The 22,186-nt window shown below is 66.0% G+C and carries 19 protein-coding genes, 6 tRNA genes and 1 pseudogene; 13 read left to right on the top strand and 13 right to left on the bottom strand.

Annotation, left to right across the window (positions count from 1 at the left end; all coding sequences use genetic code 11):
- Positions 1-10 precede the first annotated feature (10 nt).
- The 8 genes from IEY88_RS17720 to IEY88_RS17685 all read right to left on the bottom strand — a co-directional run bounded on the left by IEY88_RS17720 (position 11) and on the right by IEY88_RS17685 (position 3,526).
- Positions 11-1,627, bottom strand: a complete 1,617-nt coding sequence (locus IEY88_RS17720) for a tyrosine-protein kinase family protein (RefSeq protein WP_189155843.1) — start codon at positions 1,625-1,627, stop codon at positions 11-13.
- 2 nt (positions 1,628-1,629) lie between these two features.
- On the bottom strand, positions 1,630-2,220 hold the full coding sequence (locus IEY88_RS17715) for a TIR domain-containing protein (RefSeq protein ID WP_189155842.1): 591 nt from the start codon (positions 2,218-2,220) through the stop codon (positions 1,630-1,632).
- A 159-nt stretch (positions 2,221-2,379) separates the two neighbouring features.
- Positions 2,380-2,451, bottom strand: a tRNA-Val gene (locus IEY88_RS17710).
- Position 2,452: 1 nt separating this feature from the next.
- Positions 2,453-2,525 (bottom strand) — tRNA-Gly (locus IEY88_RS17705).
- 210 nt (positions 2,526-2,735) lie between these two features.
- Positions 2,736-2,807 (bottom strand) — tRNA-Val (locus tag IEY88_RS17700).
- A 1-nt stretch (position 2,808) separates the two neighbouring features.
- Positions 2,809-2,880 (bottom strand) — tRNA-Cys (locus tag IEY88_RS17695).
- 40 nt (positions 2,881-2,920) lie between these two features.
- Positions 2,921-2,993, bottom strand: a tRNA-Gly gene (locus IEY88_RS17690).
- 107 nt (positions 2,994-3,100) lie between these two features.
- Complete coding sequence (locus tag IEY88_RS17685; RefSeq protein WP_030477975.1) at positions 3,101-3,526, bottom strand: SsgA family sporulation/cell division regulator; 426 nt, start codon at positions 3,524-3,526, stop codon at positions 3,101-3,103.
- Between the two features lie 256 nt (positions 3,527-3,782).
- On the opposite strand from IEY88_RS17685, the gene IEY88_RS17680 reads away from it, so the two are divergent.
- The 4 genes from IEY88_RS17680 to IEY88_RS17665 all read left to right on the top strand — a co-directional run bounded on the left by IEY88_RS17680 (position 3,783) and on the right by IEY88_RS17665 (position 5,755).
- Positions 3,783-4,403 carry an RNA polymerase sigma factor gene (locus IEY88_RS17680; RefSeq protein WP_308425991.1) on the top strand — a complete coding sequence of 207 codons (621 nt, stop codon included), beginning with the start codon at positions 3,783-3,785 and terminating at the stop codon, positions 4,401-4,403.
- Complete coding sequence (locus IEY88_RS17675) at positions 4,400-5,182, top strand: anti-sigma factor (RefSeq protein ID WP_189155840.1); 783 nt, start codon at positions 4,400-4,402, stop codon at positions 5,180-5,182. The genes IEY88_RS17680 and IEY88_RS17675 overlap by 4 nt, the downstream gene beginning before the upstream one ends.
- A gap of 22 nt (positions 5,183-5,204) precedes the next feature.
- Positions 5,205-5,627 (top strand): TIGR02611 family protein, encoded by a 423-nt coding sequence (locus IEY88_RS17670; protein WP_189155839.1) that lies wholly within the window; start codon positions 5,205-5,207, stop codon positions 5,625-5,627.
- A 56-nt stretch (positions 5,628-5,683) separates the two neighbouring features.
- A tRNA-Val gene (locus IEY88_RS17665) sits at positions 5,684-5,755 on the top strand.
- Between the two features lie 117 nt (positions 5,756-5,872).
- On the opposite strand, the gene IEY88_RS17660 is transcribed toward IEY88_RS17665, so the two are convergent.
- The 3 genes and pseudogenes from IEY88_RS17660 to IEY88_RS17655 form a co-directional block, all read right to left on the bottom strand.
- On the bottom strand, positions 5,873-7,024 hold the full coding sequence (locus IEY88_RS17660) for a tyrosine-type recombinase/integrase (RefSeq protein ID WP_189155838.1): 1,152 nt from the start codon (positions 7,022-7,024) through the stop codon (positions 5,873-5,875).
- An 82-nt stretch (positions 7,025-7,106) separates the two neighbouring features.
- Complete coding sequence (locus IEY88_RS45520) at positions 7,107-7,412, bottom strand: helix-turn-helix domain-containing protein (protein WP_373294127.1); 306 nt, start codon at positions 7,410-7,412, stop codon at positions 7,107-7,109.
- A 911-nt stretch (positions 7,413-8,323) separates the two neighbouring features.
- A pseudogene (locus tag IEY88_RS17655) lies at positions 8,324-9,187 on the bottom strand (IS5 family transposase).
- Positions 9,188-9,363: 176 nt separating this feature from the next.
- On the opposite strand from IEY88_RS17655, the gene IEY88_RS17650 reads away from it, so the two are divergent.
- Positions 9,364-12,882 carry a DUF4365 domain-containing protein gene (locus tag IEY88_RS17650; protein ID WP_189155837.1) on the top strand — a complete coding sequence of 1,173 codons (3,519 nt, stop codon included), beginning with the start codon at positions 9,364-9,366 and terminating at the stop codon, positions 12,880-12,882.
- A gap of 474 nt (positions 12,883-13,356) precedes the next feature.
- Here the strand turns inward: IEY88_RS17650 and IEY88_RS17645 are convergent, their stop codons facing one another.
- The gene (locus IEY88_RS17645; protein WP_189155836.1) at positions 13,357-13,941 is read right to left on the bottom strand and encodes a hypothetical protein; all 585 of its coding nucleotides are present in this window, start codon (positions 13,939-13,941) and stop codon (positions 13,357-13,359) included.
- Positions 13,942-14,314: 373 nt separating this feature from the next.
- Positions 14,315-15,151 (bottom strand): IclR family transcriptional regulator, encoded by an 837-nt coding sequence (locus IEY88_RS17640; RefSeq protein ID WP_189155835.1) that lies wholly within the window; start codon positions 15,149-15,151, stop codon positions 14,315-14,317.
- A 110-nt stretch (positions 15,152-15,261) separates the two neighbouring features.
- Here IEY88_RS17640 and IEY88_RS17635 point away from each other — a divergent pair, with 110 nt between their 5' ends.
- From IEY88_RS17635 to IEY88_RS17600, 8 genes are read left to right on the top strand one after another with little or no spacing between them, the layout of a single operon-like run.
- Positions 15,262-15,915: an ABC transporter permease gene (locus tag IEY88_RS17635; protein WP_229693480.1), complete on the top strand. Its 654-nt coding sequence runs from the start codon at positions 15,262-15,264 to the stop codon at positions 15,913-15,915.
- Positions 15,908-16,879, top strand: a complete 972-nt coding sequence (locus tag IEY88_RS17630; RefSeq protein ID WP_189155834.1) for an ABC transporter ATP-binding protein — start codon at positions 15,908-15,910, stop codon at positions 16,877-16,879. Before IEY88_RS17635 ends, IEY88_RS17630 begins: the two co-directional genes overlap by 8 nt.
- A complete protein-coding gene (locus tag IEY88_RS17625) occupies positions 16,876-17,622 on the top strand; it encodes an ABC transporter permease (protein ID WP_189155833.1) in 747 nt (248 codons plus the stop codon). The genes IEY88_RS17630 and IEY88_RS17625 overlap by 4 nt, the downstream gene beginning before the upstream one ends.
- Before the next feature lie 26 nt (positions 17,623-17,648).
- On the top strand, positions 17,649-18,569 hold the full coding sequence (locus IEY88_RS17620) for a glycine betaine ABC transporter substrate-binding protein (RefSeq protein ID WP_189155832.1): 921 nt from the start codon (positions 17,649-17,651) through the stop codon (positions 18,567-18,569).
- On the top strand, positions 18,542-19,072 hold the full coding sequence (gene fae, locus IEY88_RS17615; protein ID WP_229693479.1) for a formaldehyde-activating enzyme: 531 nt from the start codon (positions 18,542-18,544) through the stop codon (positions 19,070-19,072). Before IEY88_RS17620 ends, fae begins: the two co-directional genes overlap by 28 nt.
- Complete coding sequence (locus IEY88_RS17610) at positions 19,069-19,977, top strand: NAD(P)-dependent oxidoreductase (protein WP_229693478.1); 909 nt, start codon at positions 19,069-19,071, stop codon at positions 19,975-19,977. Before fae ends, IEY88_RS17610 begins: the two co-directional genes overlap by 4 nt.
- Before the next feature lie 11 nt (positions 19,978-19,988).
- Positions 19,989-21,401 (top strand): NAD-dependent succinate-semialdehyde dehydrogenase, encoded by a 1,413-nt coding sequence (locus IEY88_RS17605; protein ID WP_189155831.1) that lies wholly within the window; start codon positions 19,989-19,991, stop codon positions 21,399-21,401.
- Positions 21,401-22,168, top strand: a complete 768-nt coding sequence (locus tag IEY88_RS17600) for an SDR family oxidoreductase (RefSeq protein ID WP_189155830.1) — start codon at positions 21,401-21,403, stop codon at positions 22,166-22,168. Before IEY88_RS17605 ends, IEY88_RS17600 begins: the two co-directional genes overlap by 1 nt.
- The last annotated feature ends 18 nt before the right edge of the window (positions 22,169-22,186 follow it).

Genomic DNA, 22,186 nt, shown 5'->3' with positions numbered 1-22,186 from the left:
GCCGCCTCTCTCAGTCGGTGAACGCGTTGAGTCGTCGATCGATCCGCGCGAGCAGCTCTCCCACAGCGGCTCGCAGCTCCGTCGGCATGGCGGCCTGAGCGCCGTCGCCGTGCGTCTTGCTGATCAGCGCCAGGTCGGCGGAGTGGTCCAGCAGCAGCTCCACGTCGCCGGCGTCGAGAGCTGCCTTCATGCCGCGCACCGTCTCCTGGACGAGCGCGAAGCGTCCGGCATAGGGCATCCGGTCCGGCACGCCGCGCAGGGCGTCCGCCGCCTTCGTCAGGGCTTCGAGGTTCGGCTCCTGCTCGCTGCTCCCCTGGATGAGGTCGTGGAGCTGCCGCGCGACCAGCTCCGGCCGGGAGCCGAGTTCGAGGTGCCGCAGGTTGCGCAGGAAGCCCGGCAGCTGGTCGCGGTCGGTGTTCCTCGACAGCACGCAGAACAACTGCCGTTGCTCGCCTTCCAGACCGATCGCGTGCCGGAGGAACCGCTCGGCCTCGGTGATCTGCCAGCGGCTCGCGTTTCCGTCCACGAGAAGGCACAGGTGTTCTGCCTGTTCGCCGGCCTGCTCCAGCATCTCCGGATCACCGGAGACGGAGCGCTCCGCTCGAACGCCGAGCGCGTTGAGTTCGACGATGAGCTTCTCGGTGGCTTTCAGCAGCGTCCGGGGACTGGACACCAACAGGTCGAGGTCGAACTGGCGGTGTTGGTTGCGCGCGGCGGCGACGTAGGCATCGCGGTTGTCCGCGAGCACGTCGGTCCGGTCGAAGCCCTGCGCGATCACCGCGGCGACGGTCTCCAGCGCGTACGAGATCTGCTCCGGTGAGGGAGTGGGCTCCTCCAGCACAGGGAGCTGTTCGCCGAAACTCCAGTACGACACGTACGGCACGGTGAGATGCCGCAGCATCAGGTCCTCCGGAACGCTCTTGACCAGCCAGTTCTCGAAGAGCGGGGCGACCGCTGCGGCGCACTTGATCTTCCATGCCTCCGCACGCTTGTACTCCACCCTGTTGTCCAGCCGTGAGAGCACGGGGAGCACAACGTGCCGAGGCCGGTCGTACGGCATCCGGTCCCTCGCGTCGTCAGCGCGCCGCGCTATCTCGACAACCTCGTCCAGGTTCTGGTCGTTGGCGGTGAACACGACGGCCAACCGGTCGGGCAGGTGGGCGGTGCAGATGCTCGCGATGTCGGAGATACCGGTCCTGCTGTCGATCAGCACGAAGTCGTGCTCAGCCGTCCACTCGGCCCGGCACACCTCGAGGAAGTTCGCGAAGCCCTGTGCATAGAGGTTCTCCCAGTCGATCGACTGCATCCGGCCCATGTACGAGCGGTCCATCTTCCCCGCGGCCAGCAACGCGAGAGTCCCACTGCCGCCGACATCGACCTTCTCGATGTGCGGGGCGGGCTCCACGGCGCCGGCGAGGAAATCGTGCGCGAGGTCGATCACACCGCCGCGCGGTTTCTCCCGCAGCACAGGCGCGAAGTAGTGGTGCAGTCCAGGAGCTTCCAGGTCCCAGTCGACCGTCAGCACCCGATAACCCCACCGGGCGAGCAGAACCGCGATGTTGGCCATGGTGAAGCTGCGCCCGACGCCGCCTTTGTAGGAGTAGAAGGTGATGACGGTCCCAGCCATGGTCAGAACCTCGGTATCTGCGGCGGCGGCATGAGCGGCGGTTCCGGGGTGTCGATGTCAGGCCAGTCCGGCTGCCAGGGCGGCGCTGTTTTGGCGAGCCGGACCAGATCGGCCGCCAGGTCGTTGACCCGCGTGTGGAACCGGAGGTACTTCTTGCTCTGCTGGTACACGAGATCCGGGTGGGCGACGTCCTTGAAGTTCACCCAGGACCGTTCCTTCTCCTGCTCCGGGAAGTTCTCCGAGTCGGAGTAGAGAATGGGGTAGATCAATCCCTGGGAATTCTTCAGACTGGCGATTCCGAGCATGTTCTCCCGTGCTCGCATGCTCGTCTGCTCCGCCATGCACCAGCGCGACTCGTAGTACTGCGGCGTCTGGAGCTGAATCATGATCTTGCTGTGCCGCAGGGCATCCCGCAGGTTCGACGGCCAGTGCACACCCCGCTCCATGGTGCGGTCGACGTACACCGTCGGAGTCGGCGCGTACTGATCAGCCAGACATTCCTTGAGCTTGTCGAGGAAGTGGTTCAGCAACCACCTCTGCACGCTGCCGTGGCGGCAGTAGCTGATGAAGAAGTCGTACTTGTAGCCGGACACAGCGCACCACGGTAGATGCGGTCGAGGCGTCTATAAAAGACGAAAAAGTGGGCATTTTCAGGGCTTACGACCAAAAACTGGACAATAACTGGTCGCCTGGATCACCCTGTAACGCCAGGAAGCCCCCGATCATGATGATCGAGGGCTTCCTGTCTGAAGTGGACGATACAGGGATTGAACCTGTGACCCCTACCGTGTCAAGGTAGTGCTCTCCCGCTGAGCTAATCGTCCGAGCGGATGACGAGACTCGAACTCGCGACCCTCACCTTGGCAAGGTGATGCGCTACCAACTGCGCTACATCCGCGTCGCTCCCCGGTTTCCCGTGGCGCGAGAGGAACTTTATCCGACGGTCCCCGGAAGTTCCAAATCGGCTGATCTTGAGCCCAGGTCGACCACAGTCGGGGGTCCGGGGGCGGAGCCCGCCAGGCGGGGTCTGAGGGTTGCACCCCCAGAAAACACTTCGGGGCGAGCCGGTTCGCGCCTTCCGCGAACACAGCTCGCCCCGAGTTCCGAATGGACGATACAGGGATTGAACCTGTGACCCCTACCGTGTCAAGGTAGTGCTCTCCCGCTGAGCTAATCGTCCGAGGCGGAGACGGGAATCGAACCCGTGTACAGGGCTTTGCAGGCCCTTGCCTAAGCCACTCGGCCACTCCGCCAGGAGCATGACCCCACGGCAGGTACACCGTGGAACCACAGAGCGGATGACGAGACTCGAACTCGCGACCCTCACCTTGGCAAGGTGATGCGCTACCAACTGCGCTACATCCGCTTACACCACTGACTTCATGATGTTGAAACAAAGCTTATACGAGGGGTTCAAGCGGGTTTCACCGGGGGTGCCCGCATCGCCTTCGCGGGCCCCCTACCTCGGATTATTCAGCTCAGGTCGTTCGAGATGAGGTGCGTGAGCGCCTCATCGACGTTGACCCACAGGTGCTCGTTGCCCGGTACGACGACGTCGTAGGTCCGATCGAGGAAGTCGGCGAGTTCCTGGGCGGACGCCTCGAACATGGCGTGCCCGGAAGGCGAGCTCAGCTCGATCACGACGACCTCGGGGTCGTCGGCGGCGGGGCGGATCCGGACGTCACCGTCGCCGGCGTCGGCGATGAGTCCGTCTGCGAGCAGGTCGCGGGCGTACACCCACTCGACCCAACCGGCGCGGCCGGTGCGGAACGCGGCGACGACCGCGTACGGGTCCTTCGTGTCGTATCGCAGCTCCACTTGAACCGGGACCGCAGGGGTCCTCGGTGCCAGCAGGTCGAAGACCGCTGTCGAGCGGAGCGTCACGTGATCGTTGCGCATCGTCGTTACCCTCTTCTCCCTTCCCGGTCAATGAAACGACCGAGCACCTTAGTTGTGACGTGCATGTGGCGAGGAACGCTCGCGAATCGGGTGCAGATCACCCCATCGGGTCAGCTCGACTCCGCAACGCGATCGCGTGCACGCTCTGCGTGGCCTCCTCGTTCGTCAGCCGGTGTTCAGCGACTCCCATCTTGCTGGGTCTAACCTGAACCCGGTACCGGCTGTTGCGCGAATGTTGGACGTGAGGACATCTCTGGTGGCTGACTCGCCCGGCCCAACCGTCGCGTCGAGCGACGGCCGGCCGACCGATTTCGAGCTCGTGCAAAGACTCGCACAGGGCGATCGGTCGGCGTTCGGTGAGCTGTACGACAGGTACGGCACACCAGCATATTCGCTGGCCAGGCGGATCTGCGTGGACCCGGAACTGGCCGAGGACGTCGTCCAGGAAGCCTTCCTCGCGCTCTGGCGGCACCCTGCCAGGTTCGATCCCACCCGCGGAAGTTTCGGCACCTGGTTGATGACCTTGACTCACCACCGCGCGGTGGACGCCGTACGTAAAGAGAACACTCAGCGTCGTCGAACTGTTCCCCTCACCGACGATGCTTCACCTCCGGTCGAAGGTTCCGACCACGCAGCGTTGGTCAGCGTGGTGAGCGCCGAGGTCAGAGCGGCCCTCCACACGCTGCCCGAAGAACAGCGCCAAGTAATCGCGCTCGCCTATCTGGGCGGCTACACGCAGTGCGAGGTGGCAAAACTGACAGGCGTCCCACTGGGAACTGTGAAATCGCGCACGTTCGCGGCGATCAGACGCCTGAGAGGCACGTTGGGGACCTTGTGGGCCGGAGAAACCGGCGAGACGACAGGAGTTCACCGGTGAACGGCGACCCGTGCGCTCAGGAGGAGCTCGCCGTCGGCTGGGCGATGCACTCCCTGGAGCCCGACGAGGAAGCACTGGTCCGCGACCACCTGCCGACCTGCGCCACGTGCAGGAGCACCGTGGACGCGACGCAGGAGGTGCTCGCGGGCATCGGCGGCGCGGTCCGCCAGGAACAACCACCACCCCGCCTGCGCGCGAGGCTGATGGAACAGATCGAGCACATCCCCCAGGAACCACCCGCACACCACACGCCGCGCCACGCGGCCCCGATCCCGCTACGCCCGCAACACCGCCGCCGCACGGGCCGCGTCCTGCTGGCCGCGGCGGCAGCGCTGGCCGTCCTCGCGGGCGCCGGCTACCTAGGCGTGCGCGTCAACCAGCTCTCCGGCGAGGTGGCGGCCTCCGAGGCCCGCACGAACGACCTGAACAAGGCCCTTTCCCTGGCCGCGGACCCGGCCACGAACAGGGCGGTCCTGCGCACGGGCACAGGCGACGAGGTGGCCGTGGTCCTCTCGAACCCGACCTCGGGCGCCGTGGTGCCGACGAACCTGAAACCAACCGACCAGGGCCACATCTACGTAGTTTGGGGCGCGAGCACGAAGTCGCCGGTACCGTTGGCGGTGTTCGACGTACGCGCCGGTTCGACCGACCCGCAACTGCTGGCCTGGTCCTCCGACGCGCACAAGCACACGACCTTCGCGGTGTCGCTCGAACCAGGCCGCCAAGCCCCGCCGAAACCCTCGGAAGTGCTAGCGGGCGGCCAGGTTGCACCCGCCTGAATCCCAACAGGATGATCGACACATGACGAAGCCCGACGTGAAGCCCGAAGAGCACAAGGGCTGGCGCCACTGGTTCCACAGAAACCCGGCGCTCAACCTCGCCTACCGCATCGGCGTGGGCGTGATCGGCGGCCTGGTGCTGGTAGCGGGCATCATCATGATCCCGTACCCCGGCCCAGGCTGGCTCGTGGTCTTCGCGGGCCTGGCCATCCTCGCCACGGAGTTCGAGTGGGCAGGCCGAGTCCTGAAGTTCGCAAAGCGCTACTACGACCGTTGGGTCGAGTGGCTCAAGCGCCAGCCGTCCTGGGTCCGAGGCCTGGTGATGGCCGGCGTCTGCGCCATCGTCCTCGCAACCTGCTACTTCCTCAACGTGTTCGCGCTGGTAGGCGGCTGGTTCGGCATCGAGTGGAGCTGGTTGCAGAGCCCGATTTTTGGTTCTCGTTGATGATGTTGTAGGCTATGGCCACACCGCGAGAGCGGAACAGCACCACAACAGAACACGGGCGTTTAGCTCAGCGGGAGAGCGCTTCGTTCACACCGAAGAGGTCACTGGTTCGATCCCAGTATCGCCCACAGTGTGTTTTACCTAGTCAGGCGGCCTGTCGATGATTACATCGGCGGGCCGTTTGCGTTGCCGTGGGAGCAATTTGGGAGCACGGCCTCCTGACCACATTCGCGACACCTAAGTGGTCACAGTGTCTGAGGCACGACTTCGGGTATTGCCTGCTGGTTCCAGGTCCCCCCGCCGTCCGTCTCCCACCGGCGCTGCAGCGCCGCTAGCATCCGGCTGATCATCAAATCCGTCACGTGCGAGTAGCCGTCGTCAACGTCCTTGCGCTTGTGCCCCAGCCGTTCCAGACGCAGCACGCGGGGCACGTCGTCTTCGATGAGCCAGGTCTTGTGTGTGTGACGTAGATCATGAAAATGCATTTCCTGATTGAGCGGCGCCCAGCCCGGCCTCTCGTCACCAGCCAGAGCCGGCAACCACACTCGCTGCCGGAAGTTCGATCGACGCCGCAACGCTCCCCTCGCTCCGGGGAACACGAACCGTGCATCCAGGTTCCGCTCCCGGTGCGCGAGCAACTCATCAACCAGGAACGGCGGCAGGTGCACAGACCGAACACTGGCAGGAGTCTTGGGCGGGCCGAGTTCGAGCTTCCGTCCTCGGACTTCGTGCAGCGCACCGAACTTCGGGTCGACCTCAATCCTGGGATCGCTCGAAAGATAAGTCCTGATCCACTGCAGTCCAGCCAGCTCGCCCCACCGCAGCCCGGTGTATGCGGCCGTGACCGTCAGCAGCCCGTCGTCAGGATCCATTCGTCCCGCGAGCGCATCGACTTCTTTCGTACTGGCGTGCGGTCGTTCCGGCGCCTCGTCGAAGGCGATCCGCAGCTTCCGGCACGGGTTCAAGGTGAGCAGTCCCTCCTCGACGGCCTCGCCGAGGATCATTGAGAACAGCACCAAGATGTCCTTGACGCTTTTGTCGGCCAGGTTCTGCCGCAGTGTCTTGTTCACCCATCCCTTCACCTTGATCCTTTCGATGTCACCGACAGCCGTGCCGGACCACCGGGGCAGGATGTGGTTGCGGATGCGCGAGTCATAGGTCGACCACGTCATAGCCGCAACGCTGTGCGCCTCCGACCACACTCGGATCCATTCGTCGACCGTGGTCCTCGACAAGCGCGGATCGGTGAACCGCTGCCGCCGCTGATCAGACTCCACATCGGCGGCCCGATTCTCTGCCAATGTGATCGTCGCGAACCCGTTCTCAGAGAAGACCGTTTCATCGTCAAGACGATAGCGGACGCGAAACGTGTCTCCATGCTTTTCTACCCAGGCCATCATTCACCCTTCACCAAGATCCGAACATGCGCATGAATCATGCGCAACCTGTATGAACGCTCGTTTCAGAGAAAAGGGCAACCTAAATGTGTTCTTGACCGGAGGACTTCTTAGACCGACCCCGCCGATGCCCGTAGGCGCTCCTGCCACCACGTGGTCCGCTTGACCGGGCTGACGATTCGGAGGCGGTACTCGCTGGACGGACCGCGTCCGCAGCGATCTGCTCAAGGTTGTCGCGGGAGAAGCGCAGGTGCTTGCCAAGGAATGTGCACGGCACCAACCTCCGGGCAGCGCGCCGTCGCAGCCACGTCTCCCGCACCTGTAGCAGCGCAGCCGCTTGGGCAGGAGTGAACAGGATTTGGTCCGCAGTGGCCGGTAGGTCACGCACAGGCGGCCGGACGCTGGCGGCCTGGTTCGGCAGGGCGTCCTCGGAGGGCTCCGCTGGGACAGGCGACACGGAAGACGAACGTCGCCCGCTGGAGGCGAAATCTCCTGAACGCAGAAAGGTTTCACGGTCGATGTAAGCCACGGGTGTCCTCCCGGAGAGACGACTTGACGCCTCTTAACTCCGATTTACGAGCCCGTTGGGGACACCTCAACCGATGACAGCTTCGGATTCACCCGTCTGGAAGTGACCAAGTCCCTTCCGACCATGATCCACTGGGGCTAGTCGGCATCGACAAGCTCCGTGATGGTGTAGCGCAGGAGGCGGCAGCCCTCGCTCGGAAGGCGTACCGGAAGCGCAGGTACGAAATTTGCGCCTCGAGGAGCACGAGAAAGAAGGCGAGGAGTTCGCGACTCCTCCACCGGCCATTGATCAACATGATGATCAAATATCGATCGTTTCGAATGCACGAAATTCCCGGCGACTTGAGCTTTCACCTGGATCACCGGGCTGACTCAAACCGTTAGAATGACCGGATTCGAACCTGCGACCCCTTGACCCCAGATACGGGTTCACGAGCCGCTGACCTGCAAAAACAGGTGCTTTGACCGCGGTTCGGCGCACTTGACTGCGAATCAAGTGCGCTGGCGCATGTTGAGCAGCGACTCAAGATCCACTCCTTCGCGTCCGGCCAACAAGTTCCTGTGGCAACCGTGCCCCTTCGACCCACTGCACTCCAGGCCAGTCGATCTCAGCCTTCGTCGAAGTCCGGTGGTGCAGACATCCAGTCCGGCGGTAGTGCAGGTACAGCTCCCAGAACGCGGCCTCGAATTGGTGTGTTTCACCGCTCCGAAGGTTTCCGACCAGGTCAGCAACACCTAACAAAGTACTACTAGTGCTTATCCTGTCAGTCATCAGAGCCAGAGCACGATAGCGGCGATGGTGAGTTCGGCTGGTACTGGGCAACGCGCTTGGCATAGCGAGTGGCGAGTTCGCGGAACTGCTTGAGCCGGTTGAAGCATCGTTCGACCACGCTGCGCTGCTTGTCCACTCGGCGTTGAACGCCGGTTATCACCCGCCACGGGCGCCTTTGCTCATGCGGAGGGCGATCTGGTCGGCGCGTTTCGGGCTGACGAACGTGATCTTCCGGCGGCGTAATGCTTGTCGTGTCGAGGGATGTGAGTATGCCTTATCCGAGATCACGGCACTCGGTCATGATCGCGGACGGCCCGGGTCGTCGCGCCGGACGCGGATGCCGTCGAGCAGAGGCAGTAGTTGCGGGTTGTCGCCGACCTGGCCGGCGGCGAGCAGGATCCGCATCGGCAGGCCACGGCCGTCGACCGCGAAGTGGGTCTTGGTGCTCAGTCCGCCGCGGGAGCGGCCGAGTCCTTCCCCGTCGACGGCGAGAGCCTCGGTTCCGGCAGTACAGCCCCCTTTTTCCGGGCTCCGGCCGAGTGCTGATGGGCCCGCACGACGCTGGAGTCCACGCTGATCACCCACTCGACATCGCCGATGGAGTCGTCCTTGACGATCACCTCGTCTGGGATGCGTGCCCAGGTGCCATCCTCGGTCCACAACCGCAACCGTTCATGCGCGGTCTTGCACGGCCCATACCGTTCGGGCAGGTCACGCCACGGCGCACCGGTCCGCAGCTTCCACAGGATCGCGTTGATCACCTGACGGTGATCCCTTCACCGCCGCCCACCGCCCCACACAGGGGGCAGCAGCGGCGCGATCGCCGCCCACGCCCGATCCGTCAACTCACCGCGACCAACCACCGCAGTGAAATACCAGACGCCCAGATCAACGGCTTACAGGACAGGCTCTATGCGGTCTCGTCACCGATTCGGCGTTTCTCCTCACCGAAGGCCGCGCGCTGCTCAATAATTAGTCGGTGGATGGACAGCCGGGCGCTTCGTCAGACGGTGGCGTACCTCGTCGCAAAGCACCTGGTATGCGGCGAGGCCACACCGCCCGGGTCAGCGACCGCGGCGTCCGGGCAGTCGCCGACCTGGTCGAGGATGAGCTTGAGTGGATCTTTCGCGATCAGCCCGTGCAGGACTACGGAATTGACGCACACGCCGAGATCGAGACCGACGACGAGTTGGTGACGGGGCGGTTGATCGCCCTGCAGATCAAGAGCGGCTCGTCCTGGTTTGACGAGGAGACCGCCGACGGATGGGTCTTCCGGCCGAACGCCGACCACATCGCGTATTGGCTCGGGCACTCCCTCCCGGTCATCGTGGTCCTCGTCGACACCGATCGAAAAGCCTACTGGCAAGTAGTCTCCACCAGCTCGGTGACCGAGACGAAAAAGGCCTACAAGCTCACGGTCCCCCGGAACCAACCGTTTGATCGGTCGGCGCGTGACGCGCTGCTCGAAATCGGCGGGCGGAGTGAGACCCTAATCGGGTCGTTGCCTGGGCATTACCGCGTACTCCCACCGGACTCGGTGTCGAACCTGCGCCGAGCCGCCAAGGTGGATCCACTGGCAGCGGCACGTCTGGCCGACCGGCTCGCGGCCGGACGTGCAGAACCCGCGATGACAGCGGCTTCAGTAACGGCGGCGCAGCCCACTTGGCTCGCCGACAGCGATTCGGCCCAGGACCTGTGGTGCGCGGTCGCCGCCTACGCAGGCGAGCACACAGCCGATCGGGAAGCGGCCGCAGCCTTCCGGCTCGCTGCCGCCGCGGAGGGTCCGAGGTCAGCTCGCGCGAACGCTTTCGGTGGGCTCAGCCTGGTGTTCGTCGACCGGCCGCTGGCGGCCGAACTTCTTGGTCGTGCCCGTGACGGAGGTCAGACCCTGTTGGCCGACGTCGGCTTCATGATCTTGGACGTCCTCGCGGACGTGGCCGGCGAGATCGAGGTTCCGAAGTCGATTCGTGAGGCGTCCGAAGCTCAGCTCGACGGCGAACCCACGGTATTGAACGCTCTCGGAGAGGTCGAGGTTCGTCGAGGGGATCTGACCGCGGCGATCGCTTATCGGCAACGTGCGGTCGACGCATCCAGCGAGCCGCACAGCGGAATCCGGCTCGAGCTGGCTCGCAATATCTGGCAACGCGCGATGAGAGAAGGCAACCACTCGCCGCAGGAGCGTCGGCGGGCTGTCGGTCATGCTCAGGCAGCAGTCGAGGATCGTCGACGGTGGGCAGGGCCGAGCGCGGACGCGCTCACCGTCCTCGTCGAACTCCTGGTGACGAATGCCGAGTTCCGCGAGGCCGTGCGGGCCGCTTTGCCCATCTCTCAAGGCGGAACAGCCCTCGAAATCGAGTCGGTCTCCCCCTCTGTCGCCCGTCTGGGCGCGTTGGCGGCTCTCGCTGACGGCAACGCGGCTGCTCTCTCGTTCTTCCGGCAGCTGCTGCCGGCCGGTCCGCGACTGCGCGAGCTGACCGCGCTCGAGACCGAGGCCGAGCTGTCACCGTCAGAACGCGTAGCGATGTGGGCCGAGTTGGTGCAGAAAGCAGAAGACGATGCGACCGCGGCACGGTTCGTGCCCCGTTTGGTCAGGCTAGGGGTGTGGCCTGAAGCGGCGGACTCGTTGGCGCGGCGAAAGGCCCTTCCGCAGGTCACTCTGGAGATCCTTCGCGCCGAGTACCTCGCCAGGACGACGGATCACGAACTAGGTACAGCGCGGCTGCGTGAATTGATCTTGAGTGATGCACAAGCAGTGCATGTGCTGGTCATCGTGCTCGAGGACCACTCCGGTCCCGATGCCGCCATCCAGGAATGTGAGGAACAACTCCGGTCGCGGCCGGATCCCATCACGATGGTGCTGCTGGCCGATCTGTTGCGCCGTCACAAAAGCTTGGACCGCGCCGAGGAAGTGAGCGCGGCCATCGTCTCCAACGATGCCCTGTCGGACGACATGCGGCTTCAGGCGTGCAAATGGCTGGTGTCGCGGAACGTCGAGCGTGACCAGTACTCCGAGGCGGCAACCTTGGCGAAGACTGGCCTCGCCGTACGCGAAGATCCAGATCTCGCGTGGAACCTGCTGGCCGCTGTGCACAACGCCGGCGATGTGGTGCAGGCACGGGAGATTCTCGCCAGGTACCGGCCCGAGCCCACGACCGAGGCCGAGATCCGGCTGTGGATGCAACTACACATCGGCGTCCCGCTGCCGGAGAACGACGCCCCGCTGATGGCTGACCTGGTGAGGAGGTTGCCACCAGGAGATCTGCGCGGTGCGATCATCGGCCATCTAGTCAGCGAAGTCCTGCACGCGCCCGTAGCTGATCAGCGGACATATCCCCCGTCGATAACCGAGTCGGTGAAAGAGTTCGCCAACGAGATCGGCGACGACTCGCGCGGCGCGCGGAAGATCAAGAGCGATGACGAGGCCTTGCGAGCCGCCCTCCAGCGTGACCAGGTGGATCCGGTCGCCGCACAACGCAATCTCGATCAGCTTCGCTCCGGTCTGAGGAGCAGCGCAGAGATCGCACAGCTGGTGCGAGTGCCGTACGGCGCGGCGTTGTTGCAGTCGCCGGCCGGATTGTTGTTCGCATCGGATCTCTCCACCGGCCTTCGCCGAACGGGCGAAGCGGCGGCACGGGATGCCTTGGCCGCAGGCCGTTGCGTAGTCGACCTCCCCGACGTCGGTGCGGCGGGTGTCGACCTTTGGCTGTCGTACCTGCAGCTGCGCTACCACGCCGCGATGGAGTCTGAGAACATCGCCGCGCTGCGTTACGCCCGAGCCTGGCAGGTTGACGCCGCACGCTACAGCCCGCTCGGGACCGCCGACCCGCGGGTCGCCCGCGGCATGAGCGGGCGCGGGCACATCCTGCAGATGTTCGGCCACTACGACGCGGCGATCCGGTGCTTCGCCGCCGCTGCACGGCACGCGGCGCACTTCCAGGCGCGAGACGACGAAACCGGGGAGGAACACTTGCTGCACCGCGAGAGCCTGCAGACCGCGCGTGCGCAGCTCGCCTACACCGAAGTGCTGCGCAACGGCGACCGGGCGAAGGCGATCAGGGCAATGCGAGGAGTGCACGCCGTTGCGGACACCGACGACCGGGTCGAAATCCAGTTCACCAGGGAACGCCGCTCTCTGGAGCTGGCACTGGGCTTCGCCGTGCGGCGGAACGACCTCGCGATCGCCGTGCCCAGCAGACGGCACGCGCAACTGGTCGAGCAGCAGTTCGAACGGTTCGTCACGATGGCCGCCGACCACCCCTCACCCAACCGGCTGCTCGCCGCCCACGACATCACGTTGCTGTACGCGGTGCTCACCAGGGACGCGGAACTAGCGCACCAGGCGCGCGATGCCTTCGAGCGGGTCAACAACATCATGGGCGGCTACGCGAACCTCACGGACCGGTTCAACAGCAGACTGCGCGCGGCGAAGACCCTCTCGAAGAAGTTCCGCGACCTCCCGGAAACCTCCGGCCCAGCCGATCCCCTGCGCCGCTCGCGCGCCACCCCCACCAGGGCGACCGGGCTGCTCGTGGCACCTGATCACACCGCTTCCGGCTAGCGCGAGTCCTGCGAATATCTCATGATCGTGTTCAGATGATGTTGTGTGGTCGGACGTGCTGAACTGACAGGTAAGGCCTGGGCGAGGATCACGCTGTTGCTGCCGCGCAGACGGGGAGACAGGATGACCTGTGGCGTAGCCACCGGCAGGTGACCAACGCGATCCAGCGGAAGGAAGACCCTGGCGTGAGCTCCTCGAGCGGCACGAGCGATGGAAGACGCATACGAACGGCTGCGCAAGTACAACGCGGACGGGACGCGGGAGTCGCGGTGGTTTGACTCGGGCGGGATCGGACATCAAGGTCTACTGCTGCGGCCCCGCTCCCCTTCTTCGAGAGTTCGAACGGCTGACCGTCGACTATCCGGCCGCCCGGTGCGGACCGAACGTTTGTGGCCACTACGGAAGTGCTGCAGGATCTCAGGATGCCGGCAGTCTTATCCGGCCGTGGCGCTCGCTGATCTTTCCCGGCTCTGCTCACCTTGTAGATTCGGTCAGGTTCGCCGTGGTCTTGTCCGCCAGAGGCTTCCATCGAAACGTGTCTCGCAGTCCCGGCGAAGGCAACTCGCCACTGGTCACGCCCAGATCGGCACGAGCACACGCGTAGAAGACATCTCGCGCCTGGTTGAAGTCCGTATGCATCTTGAGGAAGTCTTCCTCGGTCGCAGCTTCTCCTCGAGCGAGCGCTTCGAGTCTCCACAGGCATTCGTGCCATCGACGCGCAGCTGCAGTGACTGCCGGGCTTCCGAGCAACAGGACCAGTTCCCACCTGACTGTGCGATCTCGCTCCGCGTCGCTCAGTTCCTTGAGACCAGTCTCCAGATCGACCGCGACGCCACCTGCCGGGAAGCCCCGAGTTCCGGCGAGCCGGTAGCAGACGTGAACAGCGGTCTTGATCGCGTTCGCGTAGTCGGTGTAAGCAAGAAGCCTCTTGTCGTCCCACCGCGTGCTATGCGTCCGCCTCCACCTCGATCTCTCAGTCAACGTCGTGGCCGCGAAGGACGCGGACGCACCGAGAAGTACACCAGCGAGAGTTAGTAGTTGCTGAACCACAGGACTCATCTGCACTCCAGGAGGTGTAGGCAGACCGGCGGCGTACTGCTCTCCAAACGTCTAGCGGAGCCAGCCTGTTGATGGCCATGATGAACTCATGAGGCCGACGACGAACAGTGGTCTCAACCCTGAGTTGAGGGCCAGCACGTCCGAAAAATGGGTAGCGGCGCGGGAACCTTCAGTTGAGGCAGCGACAGTAACTACGGCGCGCCCCCTCAGAGGCGGCCGAGATCTGCTCGGGATCGGCTCGTGGTCGGCGCTGGCAATCCCGCGTGCCAGCCAAACCCATTCGCCGGCAAGTGCACCTGCAACGACCACCGCGGTCACTTCGCATTCCAGGGCCTACCGTCCAGCCGCGTTCCTGACCTCTCGGTCATTACGGCTAGGCGGTGTGGCCCAGCGCGGCCGACAGGTCGCGGGCGGCGCCGGACACGATCCGGCCCAGCTTGTCCAGCTGCCCCCCAATCCGCTCCTTGGGCGCCGACACGTTCAGCGCCGCCACGACGCGCGACGTGAAGTCGTGCACCGGCGCCGAGGCCGCGACGACTCCGCGCTCCAGTTCCTCGTCCGAGGTCGCGTAGCCGCGTTCCCGCACCCGCCGCAGCTCCGCGACCAGCGACTCCAGGTCGGTGATCGAGTTCGGCCGCGGTGACGGCTGGGCCAGCACCGCGAACATCGAGTCCGCCCGCTCCCCTGCCTCCAGCACGCCCTCGTCGTGGCCGTGCTCGGCGTACCAGACGGCGAGCGAGCCCGCGTCCCAGTCGCTGAGCAGCGCCCGGCCCGACGGGGTGCGCCACGCGGCGGTCGTCACGCCCTCCCACCTGGTGGTGTGGAAGCGGTTCGGGCTCAGTTCGCTCATCAATGTCAGCACGTTCCCGCCGCGCAGCACGCACAGGTGCGCCGTCTCGCGCGTCACCTGCGCCAGGTGCTTGAGGCGTCCGCGGGCGCTCCACCCGAGAGCACCCTCGGAGGTCCTGGCGGCCAGCGCGTAGAGCCGTGAGCCCAGCCGGTAGGCCTGCGTGTCAGGGTCCCGGTCGACGAGCCCGCTCTCGGCCAGGGTCGCCAAGGTCCGCGACGCGACCGTTTTGTCCCTGCCGACGAGGGCGGCGATCCGCACGACGCCGAGGCCGCCGGCCTGCACGGCTTCGGGTCGGCCGAGCACCTCCAGCACTTCGATGTCGCGAGCCAGGCCTGCCGAGTTGCGTCGTGATCCCTGCATGAGGCCATACGCTACGAGGGCGGTTGCCATATTGCCAACACGTGTTGTGCATAAGACCACGCCAAATCTACCGTTCCCGGCCATCGGCACCGACGCCGAAAGGAGGCCCCGTGTCCGGTTCTCTCGACGTGTTCCTGGCCCGCCGCTGGGAAGACCTCGTCATGCTGACGCTGCAACACCTCGCCGTGGTGGCCCTGAGCCTCGCCATCGCCACCGTCCTCGGCGTCCTGATCGGCCTGCTGGTGTGGGACCGCAACGTCCCCCGCACGGCAGCGCTCACCGCCGCCGGCATCGCCATCACCATCCCGTCGCTGGCGTTGCTCGCACTGCTGAGCCCCGTGCTCGGGCTCGGCTGGGCACCCACGGTGGTGTCGCTGGTCTTCTACTCGCTGCTGCCGATCGTGCGGAACACCGTGGTCGGTCTGCGGGAGGTGCCCGCCCACCTCGTGGAGTCGGCGCGCGGCATGGGCATGACGCCCGTGAAGACCTTGCTGAGCATCCAGCTGCCGCTGGCCTGGCCGGTCATCGTCACCGGCATCCGGGTCGCGGCGCAGCTCACGGTCGGCATCGCGGCGATCGCAGCCTACGTCGCCGGTCCCGGTCTCGGCCTCTACATCTTCAAGGGCCTGTCCTCGCTCGGTTCGGCCAACGCGCTCAACTTCGCGCTCACCGGCACGATCTGCGTCGTGCTGCTGGCCCTGTTGATCGACGGCGCCTTCGTCCTGATCGCCCGCTACAGCACCTCGAGGGGTCTCCGTGTCTGAGCCTGGAGTCGGCATCGAACTGAGCCACGTCACCAAGCTGTACGCGGGCCAGCAGCAGGCCGCGGTCGAGGACTTCTCGCTGAGCGTCGACCCCGGCGAGCTCGTGATGTTCGTCGGACCGTCGGGCTGCGGCAAGACCACGACGATGAAGATGATCAACCGCATCATCGAGCCGTCGAGCGGGTCGATCACGATCGACGGCCAGGACGTGCTGTCACTGGACCCCAACGAGCTCCGCCGCCACATCGGGTACGTGATCCAGCAGATCGGCCTGTTTCCGCACATGACGATCGCGGAGAACATCGCCACCGTCCCGAAGCTCCTGGGCTGGTCTCGCGAGCGCACGAACAACCGCGTCGACGAGCTGCTGCGGACCGTCCAGCTCGACCCCGCGGTGTTCGCCCACCGCTACCCCAAGCAGCTCTCCGGCGGTCAGCAGCAACGCGTCGGTGTCGCCCGCGCCCTGGCCGCCGACCCGCCGGTGATGCTGATGGACGAACCGTTCGGCGCCACCGACCCGATCACCCGGCAGAAGCTGCAGGCCGAGTTCCTCAAGCTGCAGGCGGACATCGGCAAGACGATCATCTTCGTCACGCACGACTTCGACGAGGCCGTCCGGCTCGGCGACCGGATCGCGGTGCTGGGCGAACGCAGCCGGATCGAGCAGTTCGACACACCCGCGAACATCCTCGCCAACCCCGCCAACGACTACGTGTCCAGCTTCATCGGCCACGGCGCCGGCCTCATGCGCCTCGCACTGATCCCGATCTCCGACGTCGAGCTCGACGCGCCGGACGCGACAGCGCCCGCCGTCGACGCGGATTCCTCGCTGCGCGACGCGCTGGACCTGCTGATGGTCACGGGGGCAGAGCGGGTCAACGTGTCCGGCGGCGAGGGGTCGTTGACGCACGCGAGGATCTCGGCCGCGCTGAACAAGGCCCGGCATCCGGTGGAGGCGTCATGACCGCCCTCACCGAACAACGTGCTCGCCTGGGGCTCAAGCGGTTCGGTACGCCGTTCGCCGTCGTGGTCGTGCTGGCCGTCCTGTTCCTCTGGCTCGGCAGCCTCACCCTCGACTCCATCGAGGAACGCACGCTCAACACCAGCTACCTCGTCGAACGCACCCAGGAACACCTCATCCTGACGGTGGCCTCGTCCGCGCTCGTGGCACTGCTCGCCATCCCGGCGGGAATCGCCGCCTACCGCGTCCGTTCCAAGGCGGTCCGCGCGTTCGTGATCGGCCTGGGCAACATCGGCCAGGCCACGCCCGCGGTCGGCGTCGTGATCCTGCTGGCGATCGTGTGGCAGACGGGCTTCTTCACCGCCCTGATCTCGTTGGTCGCCTACTGCTTCCTCCCGGTGCTGCGCAACACCCTGACCGGCCTCGAACAGGTCGACCAGGCCACCCGCGAGGCGGCCAGGGGCATGGGCATGACCCCGCGCCAGGTCCTGTGGCGCATCGAGCTCCCGCTGGCCTCACCGGTGATCCTGGCCGGGCTGCGGACCGCGCTCGTGTTCTCCGTCGGTGTCGCGACCATCGCGACGTTCATCAACGCAGGCGGCCTCGGCGACATGATCGTCAACGGCCTGAAGCTCCAGCGCTACCCCGTGATCGTCGTCGGCGCCGTGCTCGTCGCCGCGATCGCCGTCCTCATCGACTGGGCCGCCGGTCTCGTCGAGGACCTTGTCCGCCCCCGCGGTCTCTAAGTCCCTTCCGCCGTAAGGAACCCTCCATGTACAAGCGCGCCTTCATCGGCGTGCTGGCCCTCGGGCTGGCCGCCTGTTCCAGTTCCCCGTCCGCCGGCATCGCCGCGAAGACCAGCGATCTCGCGGGACTGTCCGGCCAGATCGGCTCCAAGGACTTCGCCGAGCAGTACATCCTCGCCCACCTGACGACCAAGCTCCTCAACGCCCACGGCGCGACACTCGAGGCCAACACCAAGCTGGTCGGCTCGGCGAACGTGCGGCAGGCGTTGGAGAACAAGCAGTTCGTGGGCTATTGGGAGTACACCGGCACGTCCTGGATCACCTACAACAAGCAGACCGCGCCGATGAAGACCGAGCAGGAGCAGTTCGACGCGGTGAAAAAAGCCGACGAGGCCAAGAGCATCGCGTGGGTCTCGCCCGCGAAGTTCAACAACACCTACACCTTCGCGATCCGCAACGAGAAGGCGAAGGAGCTCGGCGTCTCCAAGATGAGCGACATCGCCAAGCTGCCCGCGAACGAGCGGACGTTCTGCATCGAGAGCGAGTTCTCCACGCGCGACGACGGCTGGCCCGGCGTCTCGAAGACCTACAGCTTCGACGCCCCCAAGGACAACGTGAAGCTGCTCGACACCGGCGTCATCTACACCGCCACCAAGGACGGCAAGGACTGCAACTTCGGTGAGGTGTTCGCGACCGATGGCCGCATCGCCGCTCTGGGTCTGACCGTGCTGCAGGACGACAAGGCGTTCTTCCCGATCTACCAGGGCGGGTTCACGCTGCAGGCCGACGTGCTCAAGAGCCACCCGAAGATCGCGGACGTGCTCAAGCCCATGGCAGACAAGCTGACCACGGAAGAGATGCAGAAGCTCAACGCCAAGGTCGACGTCGACGGTGACGAGCCGGACGAGGTCGCGCAGGAGTGGCTGACCGCGCAGGGGCTGATCTGACCGTGCAGATCGGAGAGAGCTTCGTCGGCGACGGCGTCAACGCCGCCCACATCAACACCGTGCTCGGCCACCGCGACGGACCGGCCGGCACCGCGTGGGCAACGGCCCTCGCCACGCCTTCCGCCGGTCATGTCCCGTTCGTCGCCGTGCTGCGGCCTTCGCTGCCGGTCAAGCCGATGACGTTGTTCGTCACCAAGGCCGCACCCGCTTCCGACGACCACGGACTGCTGATCTGGGGTCCCGCCCAGGCCGGTGTCGCCGCCGGGGTCGCCGACGCGGTGGCCGAGGGCAGCATCCCGGAGCCGGACACCTCGACGCACGTCCTGATCGCGGCCGTCTGGGTCAACCCCGGTGCCGACGACGCGGACACCGTGTACCGCAACAACCGCGAGGCCACGCGCACCGCGTTGGCCAACGGCGCACAGGACCTTCCGCTTCTTGAGGACGTGCTGGCGGCGTCTCCGAGCAACCCCTTCTACACGCCACCCGAGGAGAGAGCGTGACGACCCCCGCAGTTGATGTGACCGTCGGTTTCATCGGACTCGGCAGCATGGGCTCCGGCATGACCCGCAACCTGCGCAAGGCCGGGTTCTCGCTGGTGGTCAACGACATCCGCCGCGAGTCGGCGGACGAACTGGTCGCCGGCGGCGCCCGCTGGGCGGACACGCCCGCCGAGGTCGCTGCAAGCAGCGACCTCGTGATCACCATGCTGCCCACGCCCAAGCACGTCCACGAGGTCATGAACGGCCAGGCCGGCGTGCTCGCCGGGATGGCCCCCACCGGCACGTGGATCGACATGTCCACCTCGGTGCCCGAGGTGGCCGACGAGATCCGCAAGAAGAACCCCGGCCTGCACGTGCTGGACGCGCCGGTCAGCGGCATGTCCGTGGGCGCGGCGAACGGCACGTTGCAGATCTTCATCGGCGGTGACACCGATGACGTGAACCGCCTGCGGCCGGTGTTCGACGCCATGGGCGACCGGGAACGCATCCTGCACGTCGGCGGGCACGGTGCGGGCTACACCGTGAAGCTGATGCTGAACCAACTGTGGTTCTCGCACCTGGTCGCCACGGCCGAGGTGCTCGCGATCGGCGTCAAGGCGGGTGTAGACCTGGGTGTGCTGCGCAACGCGCTGGTCAACAGCCCGGCCCAGAGCAACTTCGTCGAACGCGACGTGCTGTCCGTCCTGGACCACGGCGACTACGACGAGGGTTTCGCGATCGCGCTGGCCTGCAAGGACCTCGGTCTGTCGACCGATCTCGCGGCGTCCGTCGGGGTGCCCGCCGAGCTGTCCGCGCTGGTCGAGCAGATCTTCCGCCGGGCCCGCGCGAGCTACGGAGACCGGGCCGGCGAGATGACCCCGGTGAAGCTCTACGAGGACCTCATCGGGGTCGACCTGAGGCTGTGAGGGGACACGCCATGCACACCAAGCTGTACATCGACGGCGACTGGCTCGATTCGGGTGACGGCCGCACGTTCGAGGTGCTGGATCCGTCCACAGAGGAGGTTCTGGCGCACGTCGCCGAAGCCACTCCTCAGGACGGCCTGAAAGCGCTCGACGCCGCCGTCGCCGCCCAGGCCGCGTGGGGGAAGACCGCGCCACGAGCGCGTGCCGAGATCCTCCGCAAGGCATTCGAACTGGTGACCGCGCGGACCGAGGAGTTCGCCGCGCTCATCACCTCGGAGATGGGCAAACCGCTCGCCGAGTCACGGGCCGAGGTCGCCTACGGCGCGGAGTTCCTGCGGTGGTTCTCCGAGGAGGCTCCGCGGATCTCCGGCCGGTTCACCACCGCACCGGACGGCCGCAACCGTCTGGTCACGGTGAAGCGGCCGGTCGGACCGTGCCTGTTCGTGACGCCGTGGAACTTCCCGCTGGCGATGGCCACGCGCAAGATCGCCCCGGCGATCGCGGCGGGCTGCACGATGGTGCTCAAGCCCGCCGAGCTCACCCCGTTGACCGCGTTGCTGTTCGCCGAGGTGCTCACCGATGCCGGGCTGCCCGCGGGTGTGCTCAACGTGATCACCACGACGGATCCGGGCGCGGTCACCGGCCCGCTGCTGACCGACCCGCGGCTGCGCAAGCTGTCGTTCACCGGGTCGACGGCGGTGGGCAGGAAGCTCATCGCGCAGTCCGCCGACCAGGTGCTGCGGGTCTCGATGGAACTGGGCGGCAACGCGCCGTTCCTCGTCTTCGAGGACGCCGACCTCGACGCGGCCGCCGACGGTGCCGTGCTCGCCAAGCTGCGCAACGGCGGCGAGGCGTGCGTGGCGGCGAACCGGTTCCTCGTGCACGGCTCGGTCGCCGAGGAGTTCACGGCGAAGCTGGCCGCGCGCATGAAGGACTACCCGCTCGGCCCGTTGATCGACGCCAGGACTCGCGCGAAGGTCACCGAGCTCGTCGAGGACGCCCTGGACCGCGGTGCCGAACTGGCTTTGGGCGGGGCCGCGTTGGAGGGCAGGGGTTTCTTCTTCGAGGCGACCGTGCTGTCCGGCGTGCCGGCCGACGCCCGGCTGCTGCACGAGGAGATCTTCGGACCGGTCGCGCCGGTGGTCACGTTCGAGACCGAGGAAGAGGCGGTCCGGATCGCCAACTCCACGGAGTACGGCCTGGTGTGCTTCGCCTACACCCGTGACCTGAACCGGGGTCTGCGGCTCGCGGAGTCCCTGGAGACCGGGATGCTCGGCCTCAACACGGGAATCGTGTCGAACCCCGCCGCGCCGTTCGGCGGCGTCAAGCACTCGGGCATCGGCCGCGAGGGCGGGGCCGAGGGCATCGAGGAGTACCTCGAAACCACTTATGTCGCTCTGTCTGATCCGTTCGGGAGCATCTGATGGACTTCGGGTTGGACCTGTTCTCTCTCAAGGGGAAGAACGCGATCGTCACCGGCGGCAACACGGGCCTGGGCCAGGCGTTCGCGCTCGGCCTGGCCGCCGCCGGGGCGGACGTGTTCGTGCCGAGCCTCGTCTCGGACGAGGGTGAGACGCAGAAGCTCGTCGAGGCGCAGGGACAGCGGTTCGCCGGGATGACCGCGGACATCACGGCGCCCGGCGCCTGTGCGTCCGTTGTGGACGCTTGTTCCGACCAGCTCGGCTCGGTCGACATCATCGTCAACTCGGCCGGCATCAGCCTGCTCGACGACGTGGAGAACTTCGACCGCGCCAAGTGGGACCCGATGATCGCGGTCAACCTGACCGCGGCCTTCGAACTGGCCCACGAGGCGACCAGGTACATGATCCCGCAGCGGTCCGGGAAGATCATCAACATCGCGTCGCTGTTCTCGTTCCTCGGCGGCCGCCAGTCCCCCGCCTACGCCGCCACCAAGCACGGCATCGCCGGGTTCACCAAGGCCTACTGCGACGAGCTGGCGCAGCACAACATCCAGGTCAACGCGCTGGCGCCGGGCTACTTCTCCACGAAGATCACTGAGGCCACCCGGTCGGACCCCGCGACCAACCAGCGCGTGATCGACCACATCCCGGCCGGTCGCTGGGGTGATCCGAGCGATCTGATGGGCGCACTGGTGTTCCTCGCCTGCCGCGCCTCCGACTACGTCAACGGCCACACGCTCGTGGTCGACGGCGGATACCTCGTTCGCTGACTCTTCTCGAAGGCAGAG

Source organism: Lentzea pudingi (genome assembly GCF_014646255.1).
GTDB classification, from domain to species: domain Bacteria; phylum Actinomycetota; class Actinomycetes; order Mycobacteriales; family Pseudonocardiaceae; genus Lentzea; species Lentzea pudingi.
This window is presented reverse-complemented; position numbering and strand designations above follow the sequence as displayed.

Bases quoted from the DNA above. Each gene is read 5' to 3' on its own strand.
- IEY88_RS17720 (WP_189155843.1), bottom strand. From the start codon at position 1,627: ATGGCTGGGACCGTCATCACCTTCTACTCCTACAAAGGCGGCGTCGGG.
- IEY88_RS17685 (WP_030477975.1), bottom strand. From the start codon at position 3,526: ATGCGCAACGATCACGTGACGCTCCGCTCGACAGCGGTCTTCGACCTG.
- IEY88_RS17670 (WP_189155839.1), top strand. From the start codon at position 5,205: ATGACGAAGCCCGACGTGAAGCCCGAAGAGCACAAGGGCTGGCGCCAC.
- IEY88_RS17660 (WP_189155838.1), bottom strand. From the start codon at position 7,024: ATGGCCTGGGTAGAAAAGCATGGAGACACGTTTCGCGTCCGCTATCGT.
- IEY88_RS17650 (WP_189155837.1), top strand. From the start codon at position 9,364: ATGCGGCGAGGCCACACCGCCCGGGTCAGCGACCGCGGCGTCCGGGCA.
- IEY88_RS17645 (WP_189155836.1), bottom strand. From the start codon at position 13,941: ATGAGTCCTGTGGTTCAGCAACTACTAACTCTCGCTGGTGTACTTCTC.
- IEY88_RS17640 (WP_189155835.1), bottom strand. From the start codon at position 15,151: ATGCAGGGATCACGACGCAACTCGGCAGGCCTGGCTCGCGACATCGAA.
- IEY88_RS17625 (WP_189155833.1), top strand. From the start codon at position 16,876: ATGACCGCCCTCACCGAACAACGTGCTCGCCTGGGGCTCAAGCGGTTC.
- IEY88_RS17620 (WP_189155832.1), top strand. From the start codon at position 17,649: ATGTACAAGCGCGCCTTCATCGGCGTGCTGGCCCTCGGGCTGGCCGCC.
- IEY88_RS17605 (WP_189155831.1), top strand. From the start codon at position 19,989: ATGCACACCAAGCTGTACATCGACGGCGACTGGCTCGATTCGGGTGAC.
- IEY88_RS17600 (WP_189155830.1), top strand. From the start codon at position 21,401: ATGGACTTCGGGTTGGACCTGTTCTCTCTCAAGGGGAAGAACGCGATC.